The organism is Streptomyces sp. HUAS MG91, from assembly GCF_040529335.1.
Classification (GTDB): Bacteria; Actinomycetota; Actinomycetes; order Streptomycetales; family Streptomycetaceae; genus Streptomyces; species Streptomyces tabacisoli.
This window is the reverse complement of record NZ_CP159534.1, coordinates 6968062-6987013: the sequence shown is the minus strand read 5'-3', so window position 1 is coordinate 6987013 and position 18952 is coordinate 6968062. Positions and strand designations below refer to the sequence as shown.

Here is an 18952-nt window from a genome sequence, read left to right as displayed (position 1 = left end):
AATGCTCTTCGTGGCGGCGGGCAGCCCGGCGACGGTCTTCGCCCTGGCGCCCCTGGCCACCGCCGCCCGCAACGCGGGCCACCAGGTCGTCATGGCCGCGAACGACGACATGGTCCCGGTCATCACCGCGTCGGGGCTGCCCGGCGTCGCCACCACCGATCTGCCGATCCGGCACTTCATCACCACGGACCGCGACGGCCGTCCCGAGGAGATCCCCTCCGACCCGGTCGAGCAGGCCCTCTTCACCGGGCGCTGGTTCGCCCGCATGGCCGCGTCCAGCCTCCCGCGGATGCTGGAGTTCTGCCGCGCCTGGCGGCCCGAGCTGATCGTCGGCGGCACGATGAGTTACGTCGCCCCGCTGCTCGCCCTGCACCTCGGCGTACCGCATGTGCGGCAGACCTGGGACGCCATCGAGGCCGACGGCATCCATCCCGGCGCGGACGCCGAACTCCGGCCGGAACTCGCCGGGTTCGGCCTGGAGCGGCTGCCCGACCCCGATGTGTTCGTCGACATCTGCCCGCCGAGCCTGCGGCCGGCCGGCGCCGCCCCGGCCCGGCCGATGCGGTACGTCCCGGCCAACGCCCAGCGGCGCCTCGAACCCTGGATGTACGGCCGAGGCGAACGGCGTCGCGTCCTGGTGACGTCCGGGAGCCGGGTCGCCAAGGAGAGCTACGACCAGAACTTCGCCTTCCTGCGCGGTCTCGCCAAGGACTTCGCCGCGTGGGACGTCGAGCTGATCGTCGCCGCGCCCGACGCGGTCGCCGACGCGCTGCGCGAGGACGTGCCCGGCGTCCGGGCCGGCTGGGTGCCGCTCGACGTGGTGGCGCCCACCTGCGATGCGCTCGTCCACCACGGGGGCGGTGTCAGCACCCTGACCGGACTGAACGCCGGTGTGCCCCAACTGCTCGTACCGCGCGGCGCCGTGCTGGAGAAGCCGGCCCGCCGCGTCGCCGGTCTCGGGGCCGCGATCACGCTGCTGCCCGGCGAGGACACCGCCGACGCGATCGCGGACTCCTGTCAGGAACTTCTGTCCAAGGACACCTACGGCGAGCGGGCCCGCGAACTCTCCCGGGAGATCGCCGCCATGCCCTCGCCCGCGAGCGTGCTCGACACGCTCGTACCGGCATGAATACACGAACCGAGAGGACCTCTCGATGAAGGCTCTGGTGCTCGCCGGCGGATCTGGTACCCGCCTGCGGCCTTTCAGCTATTCGATGCCCAAACAACTCATCCCCATCGCCAACACACCCGTCCTTGTGCATGTGCTCGACTCCGTGCGGGAGCTGGGGGTGAGTGAGGTCGGCGTCATCGTCGGCGACCGCGGCCACGAGATCGAGGCCGTGCTCGGTGACGGTGCCCGGCTCGGCGTGCGCGTCACCTACATCCCCCAGGACGCGCCGCGCGGACTGGCCCACACCGTGTCCATCGCCCGCGACTTCCTCGGCGACGACGACTTCGTGATGTACCTCGGCGACAACATGCTGCCCGACGGCGTCGCCGAGATCGCCGAGGAGTTCACCCGCAAGCGGCCGGCCGCCCAGGTCGTCGTGCACAAGGTCCCCGACCCGCGCTCGTTCGGTGTCGCCGAACTCGGCCCCGACGGGGAGGTGCTGCGCCTGGTGGAGAAGCCACCGCAGCCGCGCAGCGACATGGCCCTGATCGGGGTCTACTTCTTCACCGCCGCCATCCATGAGGCGGTGGCGGCCATCGCGCCCAGCGCCCGCGGCGAACTGGAGATCACCGACGCCGTCCAGTGGCTGGTCGCCTCCGGCGCGGACGTGCGCGCCAGCCTCTACGACGGCTACTGGAAGGACACCGGGAGGGTCGAGGACGTCCTGGAGTGCAACAACCACCTCCTGGACGGTCTGGCCCCGCGCGTCGACGGTCAGGTCGACGCCGACAGCGTGCTCGTGGGCCAGGTCGTGATCGAGGCGGGGGCGCGCGTCGTGCGCTCGCGGATCGAGGGCCCCGCGCTCATCGGCGCGGGCACGGTCGTCCAGGACAGCCATGTGGGTCCCTACACCTCCGTCGGGCGCGACTGCGCGGTGACGGACAGCCGGCTCGAGGGCTCCATCGCGCTGGACGAGGCGTCGGTCACCGGAGTGCGCGGGCTGCGCGACTCGCTGATCGGGCGCGCCGCGTCCATCGGCACCACCGGCCCGGGCACGGACCATCACTGCCTGGTCGTCGGAGATCACACCCGAGTGGAGGTCGCGGCATGAGGATCCTGGTCACCGGAGCGGCCGGCTTCATCGGTTCGCACTTCGTACGCGGTCTGCTGGCCGACAAGTACAGCGGCTGGGAGGGCGCCCAGGTCACCGCCCTGGACAAGCTGACCTACGCGGGCAACCGGGAGAACCTGCCCGCCTCGCACGAGCGGCTGGTGTTCGTGCGCGGGGACGTGTGCGACCGCGACCTGCTGCGTGAACTGGTGCCCGGCCACGACGCCGTGGTCCACTTCGCGGCCGAGTCGCACGTCGACCGCTCCCTGGAGGGCGCCGGCGAGTTCTTCCGTACGAACGTCCTGGGCACCCAGACCCTGCTCGACGCGGTGCTGGAGAGCGGCATCGAGCGGGTCGTGCACGTCTCGACGGACGAGGTGTACGGCTCGATCGAGGAGGGCTCCTGGACGGAGGAGTGGCCGCTGCTGCCCAACTCCCCCTACGCCGCCTCGAAGGCCAGCTCGGACCTGGTCGCGCGGGCCTACTGGCGCACCCACGGGCTGGACCTCTCGATCACCCGCTGCTCCAACAACTACGGGCCGTACCAGCACCCCGAGAAGGTCATCCCGCTGTTCGTCACGAACCTGCTGGAGGGCCGCCAAGTCCCGCTGTACGGCGACGGCCGCAACGTCCGCGAGTGGCTGCACGTCGACGACCACTGCCGGGGCATCCACCTGGTGCTCAACGGGGGCCGGGCCGGCGAGATCTACAACATCGGCGGCGGCAACGAGTACAGCAACCTCGCCCTGACCGAGCGGCTGCTGGAACTGACCGGGGCGGGCGAGGAGATGATCCGCCGCGTCGCCGACCGCAAGGCGCACGACCTGCGTTACTCGATCGACGAGTCGAAGATCCGGGAGGAGCTCGGCTACGCGCCGCTGACCGGCTTCGAGAAGGGCCTGGCCGACACGGTCGCCTGGTACCGGGACAACCCCGACTGGTGGAAGGCCGTCAAGCATGGAACGGCCCATGCGCTCTGAGCCCCGGTCCATGGCCGGGCTGTCGGTCGTGGTCCTCGGCGGCACCGGTTTCCTCGGCCGCCGCGTCGGCGCGGCGTGCGCCGCCGACGGCGCCCGGGTGCACCTGGTCTCCCGCGGCGCGTCGGCGCTCTCCGCGTCGGCCGTCGCCTCCGGCGTGTCGGCCGGCGCCCTGGATCTGGTGACGGCGTCGCCGCGGGAGATCGCGGCGGTCCTCACGGCGGCCGGGGCCGACGTCGTGGTCAACGCGGCCGGCCGTGCCTGGCAGGCCGACGAGGCGCAGATGGCGGCGGGCAACGCCGAGCTGGTCGAGCGGGTCCTCACCGCGCTCGTGGCGCTGCCCGGTCCGCCGGTACGCCTGGTCCAGCTGGGCACCGTCCACGAGTACGGGGCGGGCGCCCCGGACGCCGCCACCGGCGAGGACCACGAGCCCGCGCCGGTCACCGCGTACGGCCGCACCAAGCTCCAGGGCACGCGGGCCGTCCTGCGCGCCCGGGAGCAGGGGGTGGACGGCGTGGTGCTGCGGCTCGCCAACGTGATCGGCGCCGGGGTCCCCGAAGGCAGTCTCTTCGGCCGGGTCGCGGCGCACCTGGGCGCGGCCGCCCGTGCCGACGCGCGCGGCGAGAAGGCCGCCGAACTGCGGCTTCCGGCGCTGCGCGCGGCCCGCGACCTGGTGGACGCCCGCGACGCCACCGTGGCGGTGCTGGCCGCGATCACCGCGCCGGAGGCGGACGTCGCCGGGCAGGTGATCAACGTGGGCCGCGGCACGGCCGTACCCATGCGCGGGCTGATCCACCGGATGATCGCGCTCAGCGGCCTCGACCTGCCCGTGGTCGAGGCCGTCGAGCAGCCGGGCTCACGCACCGACGTCGCACGGCAGTGCCTGGACGTCTCCCGCGCGCGGCGCCTGCTCGGCTGGCGCCCGCTCCGCAGCCTCGACGACTCCCTGCACGAGCTGCTCGCCTCCGTACTGCCGCCGGAGCACCCGCTACCCGCCACCCCACTCGGGATCACGGCCGACGCACCGGCCGAAGAAGGGAAACGATCATGAGCGACCGCAAGGACCTGGTCCTCGAAGGCGTCCGCGCGTACCACGGGGAGGTCTCCCCCGCCCGCGAGTTCGTGCCCGGTACGACGGAGATCTGGCCGTCCGGCGCCGTCCTGGACGAGAACGACCGGGCGGCGCTGGTGGAGGCGGCGCTGGAGATGCGCATCGCCGCCGGGACCAGCTCGCGCAAGTTCGAGTCGGCCTTCGCCCGGCGCCTCAAACGCCGCAAGGCACACCTCACGAACTCCGGTTCGTCGGCCAACCTGCTGGCGGTGTCGGCCCTCACCTCGCACACCCTGGAGGACCGGCGGCTGAAGCCGGGCGACGAGGTCATCACCGTCGCGGCGGGCTTCCCGACCACCGTCAACCCGATCCTGCAGAACGGCCTGGTACCGGTGTTCGTGGACGTGGACCTCACCACGTACAACGCGACGGCCGACCGGGTCGCGGCGGCGATCGGCCCGAAGACGCGGGCCATCATCATCGCCCACGCGCTCGGCAACCCCTTCGAGGTCACCGAGATCGCCCAACTCGCCGAGGAGCACGACCTGTTCCTCATCGAGGACAACTGCGACGCGGTCGGCTCGCTGTACGACGGGAAGCTCACCGGCACGTTCGGCGACATGACGACCGTCAGCTTCTATCCGGCCCACCACCTCACCATGGGCGAGGGCGGCTGCGTCCTGACGTCCAACCTGGCCCTGGCCCGGGTCGTGGAGTCGCTGCGGGACTGGGGCCGGGACTGCTGGTGCGAGCCGGGCGAGAACGACCGGTGCCTGAAGCGGTTCAAGTACCAGTTGGGCACGCTGCCCGCCGGCTACGACCACAAGTACATCTTCTCGCACGTCGGTTACAACCTGAAGGCGACCGACATCCAGGCCGCGCTCGGCCTGACCCAGCTGGCCAAGCTGGACTCCTTCATCGAGGCCCGGCAGCGCAACTGGCGGCGGCTGCGGGAGGGTCTGGACGGGGTTCCGGGCCTGCTGCTGCCGGAGCCCACCCCGCGCTCCGAGCCGAGCTGGTTCGGCTTCGTGATCACCGTGGACCCCGAGGCGCCGTTCCGCCGCGCCGAGCTGGTGGACTTCCTGGAGGAGCGCAAGATCGGCACCCGCCGGCTTTTCGCGGGCAACCTGACCCGCCACCCGGCCTACATCGACCAGCCGCACCGGATCGTGGGCGAGCTGACCAACAGCGACCTCATCACCGAGCACACCTTCTGGATCGGGGTCTACCCGGCGCTCACCGACGAGATGCTGGACTACGTCACCGCCTCGATCAAGGAGTTCGTGGCCGCGCGCGGCTGAGCTGAACGGCCCCCCTAACCTCCACAGATCGGGACATCGACGTATGGACATCGTGGGAACCGGTTTCCTGGCGCGGAACCTGCGTCCGCTGGCCGACCGGCATCCGGACACCGTGGCCCTGGCGGCGGGGGTGTCCTGGGCGAGCGGCACCTCGGACGCCGACTTCGCCCGCGAGGCCCAACTCGTGGGCGAGGTCGCCAAGCGGTGCGCGGACGAGGGGCGGCGGCTGCTGTTCTTCTCCACCGCGGCGACCGGCATGTACGGGCTCGCCGAGGGGCCCGGCAGGGAGGACGTCCCGGTGACGCCCTGCACCCCCTACGGCGCGCACAAACTCGCCCTGGAGGAGCTGCTGCGCGGCACCGGGGCCGACCATGTCATCCTCCGGCTGGGGCATCTGGTCGGCCCCCACCAGCCCGAACACCAGTTGCTGCCCACGCTGGTGCGGCAGTTGCGCGAGGGTGTGGTCCGCGTGCACCGGGGCGCGGCCCGCGACCTGATCGACGTGGGCGACGTCGTCACTGTCGTCGACCGCCTCCTCGCCGCGGACCTGCGCGCCGAGACGGTCAACGTGGCATCGGGCTTCGCGGTGCCGGTGGAGGACATCGTCGACCATCTCGAGCGGGACCTGGGGCTCGGTGCGCGCAGGGAGTTCCACGACACGGGTGTCCGCCAGCACGTCATCTCCACCGAGAAGCTGCGCGCCCTGGTTCCGCAGGTCGCGCGGATGGGCTTCGGGCCCGACTACCACCGGCGGGTCCTCGGCGGCTTCACCGCGTCCCTCTACGTGTGACGGGTACGTCGCCGGGGCCGGTGCCGACCGGCCTCCGACGAGCCGCAGGTCACGACATCAGGCATGTCTCATCCATCACCCCGTCGAACACAGGGAGTTCTCCGATGCCGCCACTCACCCTTCAGCCGCGCGAAGACGTGAAGCTGCTGGCGGACCGGCTCGCACTGTCGGCCGCCACCACCCGGGGCGTCCATCTGACGACCGCCGGCTTCGCCGACTGGCTCGCCGGGCGGGGCCGTGCCAATACCTTCCGCGTGGACCGGATCCCCTTCGCCGAACTGGACGGCTGGTCGTTCCACGGGACCACCGGCAACCTCGAACACCGCAGCGGCCGCTTCTTCACGGTCGAGGGCCTGCATGTCACCGAGCGGGGCGCGCCGCTCGGCGACGGCCCGTACGCCGAATGGCACCAGCCCGTCATCAAGCAGCCCGAGGTCGGCATCCTGGGCATCCTCGGCAAGGAGTTCGACGGGGTCCTGCACTTCTTGATGCAGGCGAAGATGGAGCCGGGCAACCCGAACCTGCTCCAGCTGTCCCCGACCGTGCAGGCCACCCGCAGCAACTACACCAAGGTCCACAAGGGCGCGGACGTGAAGTACCTGGAGCACTTCGTCGGGCCGGGCCGCGGCCGGGTCGTCGCGGACGTCCTGCAGTCCGAGCACGGTTCGTGGTTCTTCCACAAGTCCAACCGGAACATGATCGTGCTGACGGACGACGAGGTGCCGCTCCTCGACGACTTCTGCTGGCTCACCCTCGGGCAGATAGCGGAACTCCTGCACCGTGACAATGTCGTCAACATGGACGCGCGTACGGTCCTGTCCTGCCTGCCCGTCCCGGAGCGGGCGCCCGGCGCCCTGCTGTCCGACGCCGAGCTGCTGTCCTGGTTCACCGCCGAGCGCTCCCGGCACGATGTGCGCGCCGAGCGCGTACCGCTGGCCGGGCTTCCCGGCTGGCGGCGCGACGAGATGACCGTCGAGCACGAGGAGGGGCGGTACTTCAAGGTGGTCGCGGTCGCCGTGCAGGCCGGCAACCGCGAGGTCACCGGCTGGACCCAGCCGCTGTTCGAGCCGGTGGGCCTGGGCGTCACCGCGTTCTTGACCCGCACCTTCGACGGGGTCCCCCATGTCCTGGTGCACGCCCGGGTCGAGGGCGGCTTCCTGGACACGGTCGAGCTGGGCCCCACGGTCCAGTACACGCCCGGGAACTTTGCCCACCTGCCCGCCGCCCAGCGCCCGCCGTTCCTCGACACCGTGCTCGCGGCGCCGGCGGACAGCGTCCGGTACGAGGCCGTGCACTCGGAGGAGGGCGGCCGGTTCCTCAACGCCGAGAGCCGGTATCTGCTCGTCGACGCCGACGACCTCGACGTCCCGCACGACCCGCCGGCCGGGTACGCCTGGGTGACGCCGGACCAGCTCACCTGGCTGGTGCGCCACGGCCACTACCTCAATGTGCAGGGCCGCACCCTGCTGGCCTGCCTCAACGCCACCACGGCGGCCCCCCGATGAGCGGGCCGGTGCGGATCGGGGTGCTCGGCTGCGCGGACATCGCGGTGCGGCGGATGCTGCCCGCGTTCGCCGCGTCCCCCGATCTGGCGCTCGCCGCGGTCGCCAGCCGCGACCGGGCCCGGGCCGGACAGGTCGCCGACCGCTTCGGCTGCCGTCCGGTCGAGGGGTACGCGGAACTGCTCGGCGCCGACGACATCGAGGCCGTGTACGTGCCCTTGCCGGCCGCGCTGCACGCCCCGTGGGTGGAGTCGGCGCTGAACGCGGGCAAGCACGTCCTGGCCGAGAAGCCGCTGACCCTGGACCCGGAGAGCACCGAGCGGCTCCTGGACCTCGCGGCGAAGCGGGGTGTGGCCCTGATGGAGAACGTCATGTTCGTCCACCATCCCCGGCACGAGGCGGTGCGGCGCCTCGTCGCCGACGGACGGATCGGCGAACTCCGCGTACTGCGCGCGGAGTTCGCCATCCCGCCGTTCCCCGGCGACGACATCAGGTACTCCGCCGAACTCGGCGGCGGCGCACTGGCGGACGTCGGCCTCTATCCGCTGCGGGCCGCCCTGCACTTCCTCGGCCACGATCTCGACGTGGTCGGCGCCCGCCTCACCCGGGGCGCCGGGCGGGAGGTCGAGACGTCCGGTGCCGCGCTGCTGGCCACGCCCGGCGGGGTCACCGCGCACGTCACGTTCGGCATGGAGCACGCGTACGCCTCCCGCTACGAACTGTGGGGCAGCGAGGGCCGGATCACCGTGGACCGGGCCTTCACCCCGCCGGCGGACCTCGTCCCCGCGATCGGTCTGCACCGGGGCGGCGGTACGGAGGAGATCCGGCTGGAGCCCGCCGACCAGGTAGCGGCCACCGTCGCCGCGTTCGTCACCGCCGTCCGCGCCGGGTCCGCCCCGCGCGCGGACACGCTTCGGCAGGCCACCCTGCTGGACGACGTACGCCACCGCGCCACATGAGAACTCCCTCCAGCCGTGAACTCCTTCTCGGTGACGGTGAGTTGGAGCTGTGGTTGTTGACCCCGCCGCGGCAGGGGGCGCTCGCGTTCGACGAACTCGACGAGAGCGAGCGGCGCCGCGCGGACGCCTTCCGGCGGCACGCCGACCGCGCGCTGTACGTCGCCGCGCACGTCGCGCTGCGCCGGCTGCTGGGCGCGTACCTGCGGACACCGGCGAAGGAGCTGGCGTTCGCCCGTGCGGACTGCCCCCGGTGCGGCGGTCCGCACGGCCGCCCGGTGCTGACCGGCGCCGGGCCGGGCGCCCCGCACTTCTCGCTGTCGCACAGCCGGGGCGCGGTGCTCATCGGCGTGGCCCGCGCCCCGGTGGGCGTCGATGTCGAGCGGGTGCCGGGCCCGGAGCGGGTCGAGCTCTGCCGTTCGGCGCTGCACCCCTACGAGCAGCGGGAGTTGGCGGCCCTGGGCGCGCGGGAACGGCCGCCCTTCTTCGCCCGGCTCTGGGCCCGCAAAGAGGCTTTCCTGAAAGGGACCGGCGTCGGCGTGGGCGGCTGGACGTCCGAGGTGTACCTCGGCGAGGGAGGACCGGACGCGCCGCCGCGGCCGGACGGCTGGAGCGTTCTCGACGTGCCGTACGGACCCCGCCACGCGGCGTCCGCGGCTTTCAGGGGACCGGCCCCCAGGACCGTGGTGCGCCGGCTCCCGCCCGAGGCGGTGCTCGGCGGCGACATGCCGGGCCCCGCACCCGCCTTTGCATTCGATGCACGCGACACACGTGAGGAGGAACTTCCATGACCACCCTGGACGACCGGCCCCTGGCCGCGGCCGAGCCCACCGACTCCCGTGGGCGCACGGCCGAGCTGCACGCGATCCGCGCACAGGCCCTGGCCGGTCCCAGCGACAAGGCGACCGAGGCCCAGCATGCCAAGGGCAAGCTGACCGGGCGCGAGCGCATCGAGCTGCTCCTCGACGAGGGGTCGTTCAACGAGGTCGAGCAGCTGCGCCGGCACCGCGCGGTCGGCTTCGGCCTGGAGGCCAAGAAGCCCTACACCGACGGTGTCATCACCGGCTGGGGCACGGTCGAGGGCCGCACGGTCTTCGTCTACGCGCACGACTTCCGGATCTTCGGCGGCGCCCTGGGCGAGGCCCACGCCACGAAGATCCACAAGATCATGGACATGGCCATCGCGACCGGTGCCCCGCTGGTCTCGCTGAACGACGGCGCGGGCGCCCGCATCCAGGAGGGCGTCTCGGCGCTCGCCGGCTACGGCGGCATCTTCCAGCGCAACACCAAGGCCTCGGGTGTCATCCCGCAGATCTCCGTGATGCTCGGCCCGTGCGCGGGCGGCGCGGCCTACAGCCCCGCCCTGACCGACTTCGTGTTCATGGTCCGCGAGACCTCGCAGATGTTCATCACCGGCCCCGACGTCGTCAAGGCGGTCACCGGCGAGGAGATCACCCAGAACGGCCTGGGCGGCGCCGACGTCCACGCCGAGACCAGCGGTGTGTGCCACTTCGCCTACGACGACGAAGAGACCTGCATCGCCGAGGTCCGCTACCTGATCTCGCTGCTCCCGCAGAACAACCGGGAGAACCCGCCGACGGTGGAGTCCGACGACCCCGCCGACCGCCGCTCGGACGTCCTGCTCGACCTGGTCCCGGCCGACGGCAACCGCCCCTACGACATGACCAAGGTCATCGAGGAGCTCGTCGACGACGGCGACTACCTGGAGATCCACGAGCGCTGGGCACGCAACATCATCTGCGCCCTCGCCCGGCTCGACGGCCAGGTCGTCGGCATCGTCGCCAACCAGCCGCAATCCCTCGCCGGCGTCCTCGACATCGAGGCCTCCGAGAAGGCCGCGCGCTTCGTCCAGATGTGCGACGCCTTCAACATCCCGATCGTGACCCTCCTCGACGTCCCGGGCTTCCTGCCCGGCGTCGACCAGGAGCACGGCGGGATCATCCGCCACGGCGCCAAGCTGCTGTACGCGTACTGCAACGCCACCGTCCCGCGGATCTCCCTGATCCTGCGCAAGGCCTACGGCGGCGCCTACATCGTCATGGACTCCCAGTCCATCGGCGCCGACCTCACCTACGCCTGGCCCACGAACGAGATCGCGGTCATGGGCGCCGAGGGCGCCGCCAACGTGATCTTCCGCCGCCAGATCGCCGACGCCGCGGACCCCGAAGCCATGCGCCAGAAGATGGTCAAGGAGTACAAGGCCGAGCTGATGCACCCCTACTACGCGGCCGAACGCGGCCTGGTCGACGACGTCATCGACCCCGCCGAGACCCGCGAAGTCCTCATCAGATCCCTGGCCATGCTGCATACGAAACACGCCGATCTTCCGTCGCGCAAACACGGCAATCAGCCACAGTGAGAGGGCACTTGCCCCGATCAGTACGAGGGAGACGATCTCTGTGGAGAAGCAACCGCCGACGGCCACGACGGTGCGGGTACGGATCGCGCTGGACGTGATCTGCGTGCACTCCTATCTCGGCTACACCCGCTTCACCCGTGCGGCGGACCGGCTGCGCGCCGAGGGCCACCCCGTCCAGGTGGAGTTCCTGCCCTTCGAACTCGCGCCGGGCGCGGGCACCGAGGGGCAGCCCCTGCTCCCCGTACTGGAGCGGGTGTTCGGCCCGCAGGCCGTGCGGCAGACGCTCCAGTTCGCCGAGCAGGCGGGCGCGGACGGACTGGAACTTCGCTATGAACACGCCGTGGCCACCGGCACCTTCGAGGCGCATCTGCTCATCGCCCGCGCCGCGCGGCAGGGCAGGGCCGAGCAGATGGTGGAGCGCCTGTTTCGCGCCCACTTCACGGACGGACTGCACATCGGTGACCGCGCCACGCTCGCCCGGCTCGCCGAGGAGGCCGGTGTCACGGCGGACGACTCCGGTTCGGGTCCCGCGGCACCGGCGACGGCCGGCGAGACAGAGCGGCTGCAGGCCGAACTCGACCGCGTGCGGGGGCTCGGCGTCAGCGGTGTGCCGGTGTTCTTCATCGACGGGCTCCGGCCACTGACGGGGTCCCAGCCGGAGGCGACGCTGCTCGCGGCACTGCGCGAGGCGGTGTCGAGCGCCTCGGAAACCTGACCCGAGCGACCGGAACCTCAATTCTGGTATCGAGGCAGGACAGATCCATGTCAAGCCCATGGTGACGCGTCCCGGGACCTGGTTGGCTGAACTTCATCCCCCGGAACGCATCCGCCAATGCGGCGATTTGTCCATATCTCCGTACAGATAGGGCTTGACATGTTCTCCCGACGCAACTTTCTGGGCTCCGCGATAGCGGTGGCCGGTGCCACCGCGGGGTTCACCGCACTGCCCGCCGCTGCTCAGACCACCGTCAAGGTCGCCCCGGAGGTGATCGTCAGGCCGGGTGACGCCCGCTACGCCGAACTCACGCACCGCGGCTGGAACTCCCGCTTCGCGGCCACCCCGGACGAGATCTGGCTCGTGCACAGTGCCGCCCAGGTGGAGAAGGCCGTGAATCAGGCCATCGCCAACCGCCGGCGGATCACGGTGCGCAGTGGCGGTCACTGCTTCGAGAACCTGGTCGACAACCCCGAGTTCCGGCTTCTCGTCGACCTGTCCGAGATGAAGGGCGTCACCTTCGACCCGGCGATGAACGCCTTCGCCGTCCAGGCCGGCACCCGGCTGGGCGAGGTCTACAAGGCGCTGTACGAGGGCTGGGGTGTCACCGTCCCGGGTGGTGTGTGCCCCGAGGTGGGCGTCGGCGGCCATGTCTCCGGTGGTGGATACGGCCCGCTGTCCCGTCGCTTCGGCCTGGTCGTGGACCACCTGTACGCCATCGAGATCGTCGTGGCGGACAGCCGCGGCAGGGCTCGTACGATCGTCGCCACCCGGGAGGCGAACGACCCCCACCGCGAGCTGTGGTGGGCGCACACCGGCGGTGGGGGCGGCGGGTTCGGCATCGTGACGCGGTTCTGGTTCCGCAGTCCGGGCGCCACCGGCGGCCCCTCCTCGCTGCTGCCCAAGCCGCCCGCGCGGATGCGCGAGACCTACGTGACGTGGCCCTGGGCGCAGCTCACCGAGGCGGCCTTCACGCGTCTGGTGATGAACCACAACGCCTGGCACGCCGCGAACAGCGCGCCGGGCTCCCCGTACCAGGTGCTGCACAGCTCGCTGCAGTTGCACTCGTCGCTCGCGCAGACGGTCCAGCTGGAGATCCGCATGGACGCGACGCTGCCGAACACCGCCCAGTTGCACGACGACTACATCAGCGCGGTGAACGCGGGCGTCGGGGTGCAGCCGACGATCGACGTCAAGGAAGGCACCTGGCTGGAGATCGCCCTGGAGCCGACCGCCGACTCCGCCGGTTACTCGCGCCAGAAGTCCATGGGCGGCCATCTGCGCAAGCCGCTGACGGCCACTCAGATCGGCGCGATCTACCGCTCGTTGACCGACCCGACCCACAATGGTGTCGGCCTGGTGTATCTCGCGGCGTACGGCTGCCAGATCAACACCCTGCCGTCGTCGGCGAGGGCGATCGCGCAGCGGGACTCCGTCATCAAGCTCTGGTACTCCAACAACTGGGCCGTGCCGGCCGACGACGCGGTCGAGGTCGAGTGGCTGCGCACGCTCCGCAAGAACGTCCACGGCGCGACCGGTGGCTTCCCGGTGCCCAACGACCAGCAGGACGGCGGCTACATCAACTACCCGGACGTCGACATGCGCGACCCGGCGCAGAACACGTCCGGGGTGCCCTGGTACTCGCTCATCTGGAAGGACAACTACCCGAGGTTGCAGCGGGTGAAGAACACCTACGACCCCAAGAACGTCTTCCGGCACAGTCTGTCTCTGACCCCCTCCTGACACACCGTTCAGGCGGTCGGTCCTCGCGCCGGAAGCGCACACCCCCATCTCGACGAACACCGCGCCGGGCCCCGGGCCGTCCCCGCTCCCGGCGCGGCACGACAGCCCGGAGGCCTCCATGACCAGCAGTAATCCCGCTGCCACCGATACCGCTCCACGGCGGCGGGCACCGACCACGTGGCAGGCCGTGGCGGGGGCCGCCGTCCTCGCCGCGGTCGTCAATCTGATCGTCCTGTACATCGGGGACGCGGCCGGCGCGTCGCTGGCCCTGAAGCTCAACGGCAAGTCCGACGACATCGGTGCCGGTGACGTGATCTTCATGTCGGTCGTCGCGCCGGCGATCGGCATCACGGCCGTCGTGCTCCTCGCGCGCTGGAAGCCGGTGTTGTTGCGGGTGGGCCAGGTCGTGAGCGGCGTGGTGGCGGTCCTCACCGCCATCGGTCCGCTCACTCTGGACACCGACGGCGGCACCGCCGCCACGCTGATCACGATGCATCTGTTCGTCGGCTTCGTCGCGGTGGCCGCGCTGGAGGTCATCCGCCGCTCGCGCGTCTGACACAGGGGATTCGCCACACGGCCCTCCGGAACCCGACACGGGTTGCGGGGGGCCGTATCACGTCGCAGGGAGAGGAACCGATGACAGCAGAGGAAGACACCGGGGCGGACGCCTCCCGGACGCAGGCCGCCACTTCTTGGCGCATCGTCAGCGGCGCCCCCACGGCCGAGGAGGTCGCCGCGGTCGCGGTCGCGCTCTCCACCGTCCTCACCTCCACGCGCGCCGTCCGGGCGACGCGAGGAACGGGCGCGGGCTCTCGTGGCAGGGCTCCGTGGCCGCTGTCCTCGACCCGGCGCAGGACGGTCACGTCATGGGCCTCGGGCCCGCTGCCGGGGTGGCGTGGCGCGGCATGAGCACGCCCCACGGAGAAATTCGTGGAATGGTCAACCGTCCCGTCGGTACGTCACGACGGGCCCGGACGGGGAGGAGCACCGGTCGCCGTTGACCGGGTGTCCCCGAATTCGCTCGCTGCTCCGGGATCTGCCCTGGCCGGGTTCGAATCGGCTGGCAGGGTGAATCCCTTGGAAGGGGCATTCGCCGCCCGGGACAACCCGGGATGACGTCCCGGAGAATCAGGCGTGGCCCATGCGGAATCCGACGCCGCGGGCGGTGATGATCCAGCTACTCGATCCCAGCTTGCTTCGTAAGCTGCTGACATGTGTGTCGATGGTGCGGCCCGGCTCCGACCGGGAATCCCTCCAGACCTGCGCCATGATTTGTTTACGGGTGACGACACTGCCGGGGCGCGAGGCGAGCAGATACAGCAGATCGAATTCCTTGCGTGTCACCTCTACGGGCCGGCCGTCGAGGCTGATCTGCCGGGCGCCCGGGTTGATACCGAGCCGTCCGACGGTAATGGCCTCCGGGGCGGACACCGGTTGCCGCAGAGCCCGGCGCATGACGGCCTCGATCCGGGCGATCAGTTCGGCGAGGCTGTAGGGCTTGGTCACGTAGTCGTCCGAACCGGCGCGCAGGCTCATCACCCGGTCCAGCTCCGAGTCACGCGCCGTGACGACGATGATCGGAACGTCGCAGACGGCCCGGATGCTGCGGCAGAGTTCGACGCCGTCGAGGTCCGGCAGGTCCAGGTCGACGAGGACGAGGTCGGCGCTCCGGTACTTCCGCAGGGCCTGCGCGCCGGTCGGCACGCTCTCCGCCTGGTACCCGTGCCGGGCCAGGTCGCGGATGAGCGCCTTGGCGACCTGGGGCTCGCTCTCGACCGCGAGCACGCGCAGCGCCCTGCGCGCTCTCTTCTCCTCGAATCTGGCGGGCCCACCCCGGCCGGCGAGCTGTTGCGGAATTCGCGATTCCACTAGCGTTATGGTCTGATGCCCCATCCGTAAAATCCCCCATATTCATCCGATAAATCAGAGCGTCGCACCAAGCCATAGGGAATACGGTTCCCGTAGAGCGTACAGCCCGGACAGTCGACCCGCAAAGATTCAACGGCCGACGCCAGCGAATAACGGAAACCAACAAATGGGAAACACTGCCGATACAAATTGGGGTTCGCCCCGCATAAACTCCACCGAGATGAAGGCCGGTCACGCGCTCCGGGTTTCTGTCGATTTTCGCAGGCGACAACGCGCCCGACACACCCAGCCTAACTGGCCAACCCGCCCCCTACGGTCACATAAGACACTTTTGATACATCGTACACGTTTGCGCGTACGATGTATACGTGTGCCTGGTCACCCCACCCGACCGGGGACCACACGTTCTCAGCCAAAAAGGCACCCTATCGAGTTGTTTTATGAAGAAGCAGAGATGAATCGGCCAGCTTATGGGCGGCGGGCGCAAGACCTGATCTTGACATCGCCCGAGGGAGAGGGAACGAGTACATGACCTCAGCAGATGCGGTGAGTCGTGAGGCGCCGGAAGGGAAGGAGGTCCGCCGGCTGGACCGCGTGATCATCAGGTTCGCGGGAGACTCCGGGGACGGCATGCAGCTCGCCGGTGACCGATTCACAGCGGAGACCGCGTCGTTCGGCAACGACCTGTCGACGCTGCCCGACTTCCCGGCCGAGATCCGTGCCCCGGCCGGCACCCTGCCCGGGGTGTCGTCGTTCCAACTGCACTTCGCGGACCACGACATCCTCACCCCCGGTGACGCTCCGGACGTGCTCGTGGCGATGAATCCGGCCGCGCTGAAGTCGAACGTCGACGACCTGCCGCACGGCGCGGAGATCATCGTCGACACGGACGAGTTCACCGGGCGGGCGCTACGGAAGGTCGGCTACGACGGTGATCCGCTCGAGGACGGTTCACTGGACGGCTTCCACGTCCATCCGGTGCCGCTGACCACGTTGACGGTGGGGGCGCTCAAGGAGTTCGACCTGTCCCGCAAGGAGGCGGAGCGCAGCAAGAACATGTTCGCGCTGGGCCTGCTGAGCTGGATGTACCACCGGCCGACGGAAGGCACGGAAGCCTTCCTGAAGCGGAAGTTCGCCAAGAAGCCGCACATCGCCGAGGCCAACATCGCCGCCTACCGCGCCGGCTGGAACTTCGGCGAGACGATCGAGGACTTCGCCGTCTCCTACGAGGTGGCCCCGGCCGCCACCGCCTTCCCCGCCGGCACCTACCGCAACATCTCCGGGAACCTGGCCCTGTCCTACGGCCTGATCGCCGCGTCCCGCCGGGCGGACCTGCCGCTCTACCTCGGCTCGTACCCGATCACGCCGGCCTCGGACATCCTGCACGAGCTGTCGAAGCACAAGAACTTCGGCGTGCGCACCTTCCAGGCGGAGGACGAGATCGCGGGCATCGGGGCAGCCCTGGGCGCGGCCTTCGGCGGCAGTCTCGCCGTCACGACGACCTCGGGGCCGGGTGTGGCGCTGAAGTCGGAGACGATCGGGCTCGCGGTCTCACTCGAACTCCCGCTGCTCGTCGTGGACATCCAGCGCGGCGGCCCCTCCACGGGCCTGCCGACCAAGACCGAGCAGGCCGATCTCCTCCAGGCCATGTACGGGCGCAACGGTGAGGCGCCGGTCCCGGTGATCGCACCCCGCACACCCGCCGACTGCTTCGACGCGGCCCTGGAGGCGGCGCGGATCGCGGTCACGTACCGCACGCCGGTCTTCCTGCTCTCGGACGGATACCTGGCCAACGGGTCGGAGCCGTGGCGCATCCCCGAGGCCGACGAACTCCCGGACCTCCGCGTCCCGTTCGCGCAGGGCCCCAATCACACCTTGGACGACGGCAGCGAGGTGTTCTGGCCGTACAAGCGTGACCCGCACACCCTGGCCCGCCCGTGGGCCGTGCCCGGCACGCCCGGTCTGGAGCACCGGATCGGCGGGATCGAGAAGCAGGACGGCACGGGCAACATCTCGTACGACCCCGCCAACCACGACTTCATGGTCCGTACCCGGCAGGCCAAGGTCGACGGCATCGACGTTCCCGATCTGGACGTCGACGACCCGCGCGGCGCCCGCGCCCTGGTGCTGGGCTGGGGCTCCACCTACGGGCCCATCACGGCGGCGGTACGCCGGCTGCGGGCAGCCGGGAAGTCGGTCGCGCAGGCCCACCTGCGCCATCTCAACCCGTTCCCGGCCGACCTCGGCGAGGTCCTCGCCCGGTACGAGCGGGTCATCGTGCCCGAGATGAACCTGGGGCAGTTGGCGACGCTGCTGCGCGCGAGGTACCTGACCGACGTGCGGGCGCTCACCCAGGTCAACGGCATGCCGTTCAAGGCTGGACAACTGGCTCGCATGGTGGAGGAGGCGCTGCGTGAAGACTGAACTCAAGCTCCGGGCGAAGGACTTCAAGTCGGACCAGGAAGTGCGCTGGTGCCCCGGCTGCGGCGACTACGCGATCCTCGCCGCCGTCCAGGGCTTCATGCCCGAACTCGGCATCGCCAAGGAGAACATCGTCTTCGTCTCCGGCATCGGCTGCTCCTCGCGCTTCCCGTACTACATGAACACGTACGGGATGCACTCCATCCACGGCCGCGCCCCCGCCATCGCCACCGGACTCGCCTCCTCCCGACGGGACTTGAGCGTCTGGGTCGTCACCGGCGACGGCGACGCACTCTCCATCGGCGGCAACCACCTCATCCACGCCCTGCGCCGCAACGTCAACCTCAAGATCCTCCTGTTCAACAACCGGATCTACGGCCTGACCAAGGGCCAGTACTCCCCCACCTCCGAGGTCGGCAAGATCACCAAGTCCACCCCCATGGGCTCCCTCGACGCGCCCTTCAACCCGGTGTCCCTGGCCATCGGCGCCGAGGCGAGCTTCGTCGCCCGCACCGTCGACTCCGACCGCAAGCACCTCACCTCCGTGCTCCGCGCCGCCGCCGACCACCCCGGCACGGCCCTGGTCGAGATCTACCAGAACTGCAACATCTTCAACGACGGCGCCTTCGAGGTCCTCAAGGACACGCAACAGGCCGAGGAGGCGGTGATCCGGCTCGAACACGGGCAGCCGATCCGGTTCGGCGGCGGTCTGAGCAAGGGGGTGGTGCGGGACCGGGGCACCGGCGACCTGAAGGTCGTGGCCGTGACCCCCGAGAACGAGGCCGACGTCCTCGTCCACGACGCGCACTCCGCGTCCCCCACCGCGGCCTTCGCCCTCTCCCGGCTCGCGGACCCGGACACCCTGCACCACACCCCCATCGGCGTCTTCCGGTCCGTCGAACGCCCGGTCTACGACACCCTGATGGCCGACCAGCTCGACACGGCGATCGAGCGGCACGGCAAGGGCGACCTGGCGGCGCTGCTCGCGGGCGGCGACACCTGGACCGTCGTCGGCTGACGGACAC

The 18952-nt window shown here is 70.6% G+C and carries 17 protein-coding genes; 16 read left to right on the top strand and 1 reads right to left on the bottom strand.

The window, feature by feature from the left end; translation table 11 throughout:
- The first annotated feature begins 1 nt into the window (after nucleotide 1).
- The 14 genes from ABII15_RS31680 (at nucleotide 2) to ABII15_RS31615 (ending at nucleotide 14546) form a co-directional block, all read left to right on the top strand.
- Entirely contained in the window at nucleotides 2–1129 is a 1128-nt protein-coding gene (locus ABII15_RS31680; protein WP_353947262.1) for a nucleotide disphospho-sugar-binding domain-containing protein, read from the top strand.
- A 25-nt stretch (nucleotides 1130–1154) separates the two neighbouring features.
- Nucleotides 1155–2222, top strand: a complete 1068-nt coding sequence (locus ABII15_RS31675; RefSeq protein ID WP_353945697.1) for a glucose-1-phosphate thymidylyltransferase — start codon at nucleotides 1155–1157, stop codon at nucleotides 2220–2222.
- The gene (gene rfbB / locus ABII15_RS31670; RefSeq protein WP_353945696.1) at nucleotides 2219–3202 is read left to right on the top strand and encodes a dTDP-glucose 4,6-dehydratase; all 984 of its coding nucleotides are present in this window, start codon (nucleotides 2219–2221) and stop codon (nucleotides 3200–3202) included. The genes ABII15_RS31675 and rfbB overlap by 4 nt, the downstream gene beginning before the upstream one ends.
- Nucleotides 3192–4250 carry an NAD(P)-dependent oxidoreductase gene (locus ABII15_RS31665; protein WP_353945695.1) on the top strand — a complete coding sequence of 353 codons (1059 nt, stop codon included), beginning with the start codon at nucleotides 3192–3194 and terminating at the stop codon, nucleotides 4248–4250. Before rfbB ends, ABII15_RS31665 begins: the two co-directional genes overlap by 11 nt.
- Entirely contained in the window at nucleotides 4247–5551 is a 1305-nt protein-coding gene (rfbH, locus tag ABII15_RS31660) for a lipopolysaccharide biosynthesis protein RfbH (RefSeq protein ID WP_353945694.1), read from the top strand. The genes ABII15_RS31665 and rfbH overlap by 4 nt, the downstream gene beginning before the upstream one ends.
- Before the next feature lie 43 nt (nucleotides 5552–5594).
- A complete protein-coding gene (locus tag ABII15_RS31655) occupies nucleotides 5595–6341 on the top strand; it encodes an NAD-dependent epimerase/dehydratase family protein (protein ID WP_353945693.1) in 747 nt (248 codons plus the stop codon).
- Nucleotides 6342–6445: 104 nt separating this feature from the next.
- Nucleotides 6446–7846, top strand: coding sequence for an NDP-hexose 2,3-dehydratase family protein (locus ABII15_RS31650; RefSeq protein WP_353945692.1), 1401 nt, complete (start codon nucleotides 6446–6448; stop codon nucleotides 7844–7846).
- Entirely contained in the window at nucleotides 7843–8802 is a 960-nt protein-coding gene (locus ABII15_RS31645; protein WP_353945691.1) for a Gfo/Idh/MocA family oxidoreductase, read from the top strand. The genes ABII15_RS31650 and ABII15_RS31645 overlap by 4 nt, the downstream gene beginning before the upstream one ends.
- Nucleotides 8799–9590: a 4'-phosphopantetheinyl transferase superfamily protein gene (locus ABII15_RS31640; protein ID WP_353945690.1), complete on the top strand. Its 792-nt coding sequence runs from the start codon at nucleotides 8799–8801 to the stop codon at nucleotides 9588–9590. The genes ABII15_RS31645 and ABII15_RS31640 overlap by 4 nt, the downstream gene beginning before the upstream one ends.
- On the top strand, nucleotides 9587–11179 hold the full coding sequence (locus ABII15_RS31635) for an acyl-CoA carboxylase subunit beta (RefSeq protein ID WP_353945689.1): 1593 nt from the start codon (nucleotides 9587–9589) through the stop codon (nucleotides 11177–11179). Before ABII15_RS31640 ends, ABII15_RS31635 begins: the two co-directional genes overlap by 4 nt.
- Before the next feature lie 40 nt (nucleotides 11180–11219).
- Nucleotides 11220–11894: a DsbA family oxidoreductase gene (locus ABII15_RS31630; protein ID WP_353945688.1), complete on the top strand. Its 675-nt coding sequence runs from the start codon at nucleotides 11220–11222 to the stop codon at nucleotides 11892–11894.
- A gap of 159 nt (nucleotides 11895–12053) precedes the next feature.
- Nucleotides 12054–13637, top strand: a complete 1584-nt coding sequence (locus tag ABII15_RS31625; RefSeq protein ID WP_353945687.1) for an FAD-binding protein — start codon at nucleotides 12054–12056, stop codon at nucleotides 13635–13637.
- A 118-nt stretch (nucleotides 13638–13755) separates the two neighbouring features.
- Nucleotides 13756–14193 carry a DUF6069 family protein gene (locus ABII15_RS31620; RefSeq protein ID WP_353945686.1) on the top strand — a complete coding sequence of 146 codons (438 nt, stop codon included), beginning with the start codon at nucleotides 13756–13758 and terminating at the stop codon, nucleotides 14191–14193.
- An 80-nt stretch (nucleotides 14194–14273) separates the two neighbouring features.
- Nucleotides 14274–14546 carry a hypothetical protein gene (locus ABII15_RS31615; RefSeq protein WP_353945685.1) on the top strand — a complete coding sequence of 91 codons (273 nt, stop codon included), beginning with the start codon at nucleotides 14274–14276 and terminating at the stop codon, nucleotides 14544–14546.
- A 219-nt stretch (nucleotides 14547–14765) separates the two neighbouring features.
- Here the strand turns inward: ABII15_RS31615 and ABII15_RS31610 are convergent, their stop codons facing one another.
- A complete protein-coding gene (locus ABII15_RS31610) occupies nucleotides 14766–15530 on the bottom strand; it encodes a response regulator transcription factor (protein WP_353945684.1) in 765 nt (254 codons plus the stop codon).
- Nucleotides 15531–16034: 504 nt separating this feature from the next.
- Between ABII15_RS31610 and ABII15_RS31605 the strand changes: the two genes are divergently transcribed.
- Both ABII15_RS31605 and ABII15_RS31600 read left to right on the top strand, forming a co-directional pair.
- On the top strand, nucleotides 16035–17930 hold the full coding sequence (locus ABII15_RS31605) for a 2-oxoacid:acceptor oxidoreductase subunit alpha (protein ID WP_353945683.1): 1896 nt from the start codon (nucleotides 16035–16037) through the stop codon (nucleotides 17928–17930).
- Nucleotides 17920–18945 (top strand): 2-oxoacid:ferredoxin oxidoreductase subunit beta, encoded by a 1026-nt coding sequence (locus tag ABII15_RS31600; RefSeq protein WP_353945682.1) that lies wholly within the window; start codon nucleotides 17920–17922, stop codon nucleotides 18943–18945. Before ABII15_RS31605 ends, ABII15_RS31600 begins: the two co-directional genes overlap by 11 nt.
- The last annotated feature ends 7 nt before the right edge of the window (nucleotides 18946–18952 follow it).

Coding starts and splice junctions, on each gene's coding strand:
- ABII15_RS31680 (WP_353947262.1), top strand. CDS start 2: ATGCTCTTCGTGGCGGCGGGCAGCCCGGCGACGGTCTTCGCCCTGGCG.
- ABII15_RS31675 (WP_353945697.1), top strand. CDS start 1,155: ATGAAGGCTCTGGTGCTCGCCGGCGGATCTGGTACCCGCCTGCGGCCT.
- rfbB (WP_353945696.1), top strand. CDS start 2,219: ATGAGGATCCTGGTCACCGGAGCGGCCGGCTTCATCGGTTCGCACTTC.
- ABII15_RS31665 (WP_353945695.1), top strand. CDS start 3,192: ATGCGCTCTGAGCCCCGGTCCATGGCCGGGCTGTCGGTCGTGGTCCTC.
- rfbH (WP_353945694.1), top strand. CDS start 4,247: ATGAGCGACCGCAAGGACCTGGTCCTCGAAGGCGTCCGCGCGTACCAC.
- ABII15_RS31655 (WP_353945693.1), top strand. CDS start 5,595: ATGGACATCGTGGGAACCGGTTTCCTGGCGCGGAACCTGCGTCCGCTG.
- ABII15_RS31650 (WP_353945692.1), top strand. CDS start 6,446: ATGCCGCCACTCACCCTTCAGCCGCGCGAAGACGTGAAGCTGCTGGCG.
- ABII15_RS31645 (WP_353945691.1), top strand. CDS start 7,843: ATGAGCGGGCCGGTGCGGATCGGGGTGCTCGGCTGCGCGGACATCGCG.
- ABII15_RS31640 (WP_353945690.1), top strand. CDS start 8,799: ATGAGAACTCCCTCCAGCCGTGAACTCCTTCTCGGTGACGGTGAGTTG.
- ABII15_RS31635 (WP_353945689.1), top strand. CDS start 9,587: ATGACCACCCTGGACGACCGGCCCCTGGCCGCGGCCGAGCCCACCGAC.
- ABII15_RS31625 (WP_353945687.1), top strand. CDS start 12,054: ATGTTCTCCCGACGCAACTTTCTGGGCTCCGCGATAGCGGTGGCCGGT.
- ABII15_RS31620 (WP_353945686.1), top strand. CDS start 13,756: ATGACCAGCAGTAATCCCGCTGCCACCGATACCGCTCCACGGCGGCGG.
- ABII15_RS31615 (WP_353945685.1), top strand. CDS start 14,274: ATGACAGCAGAGGAAGACACCGGGGCGGACGCCTCCCGGACGCAGGCC.
- ABII15_RS31610 (WP_353945684.1), bottom strand. CDS start 15,530: ATGGGGCATCAGACCATAACGCTAGTGGAATCGCGAATTCCGCAACAG.
- ABII15_RS31605 (WP_353945683.1), top strand. CDS start 16,035: ATGACCTCAGCAGATGCGGTGAGTCGTGAGGCGCCGGAAGGGAAGGAG.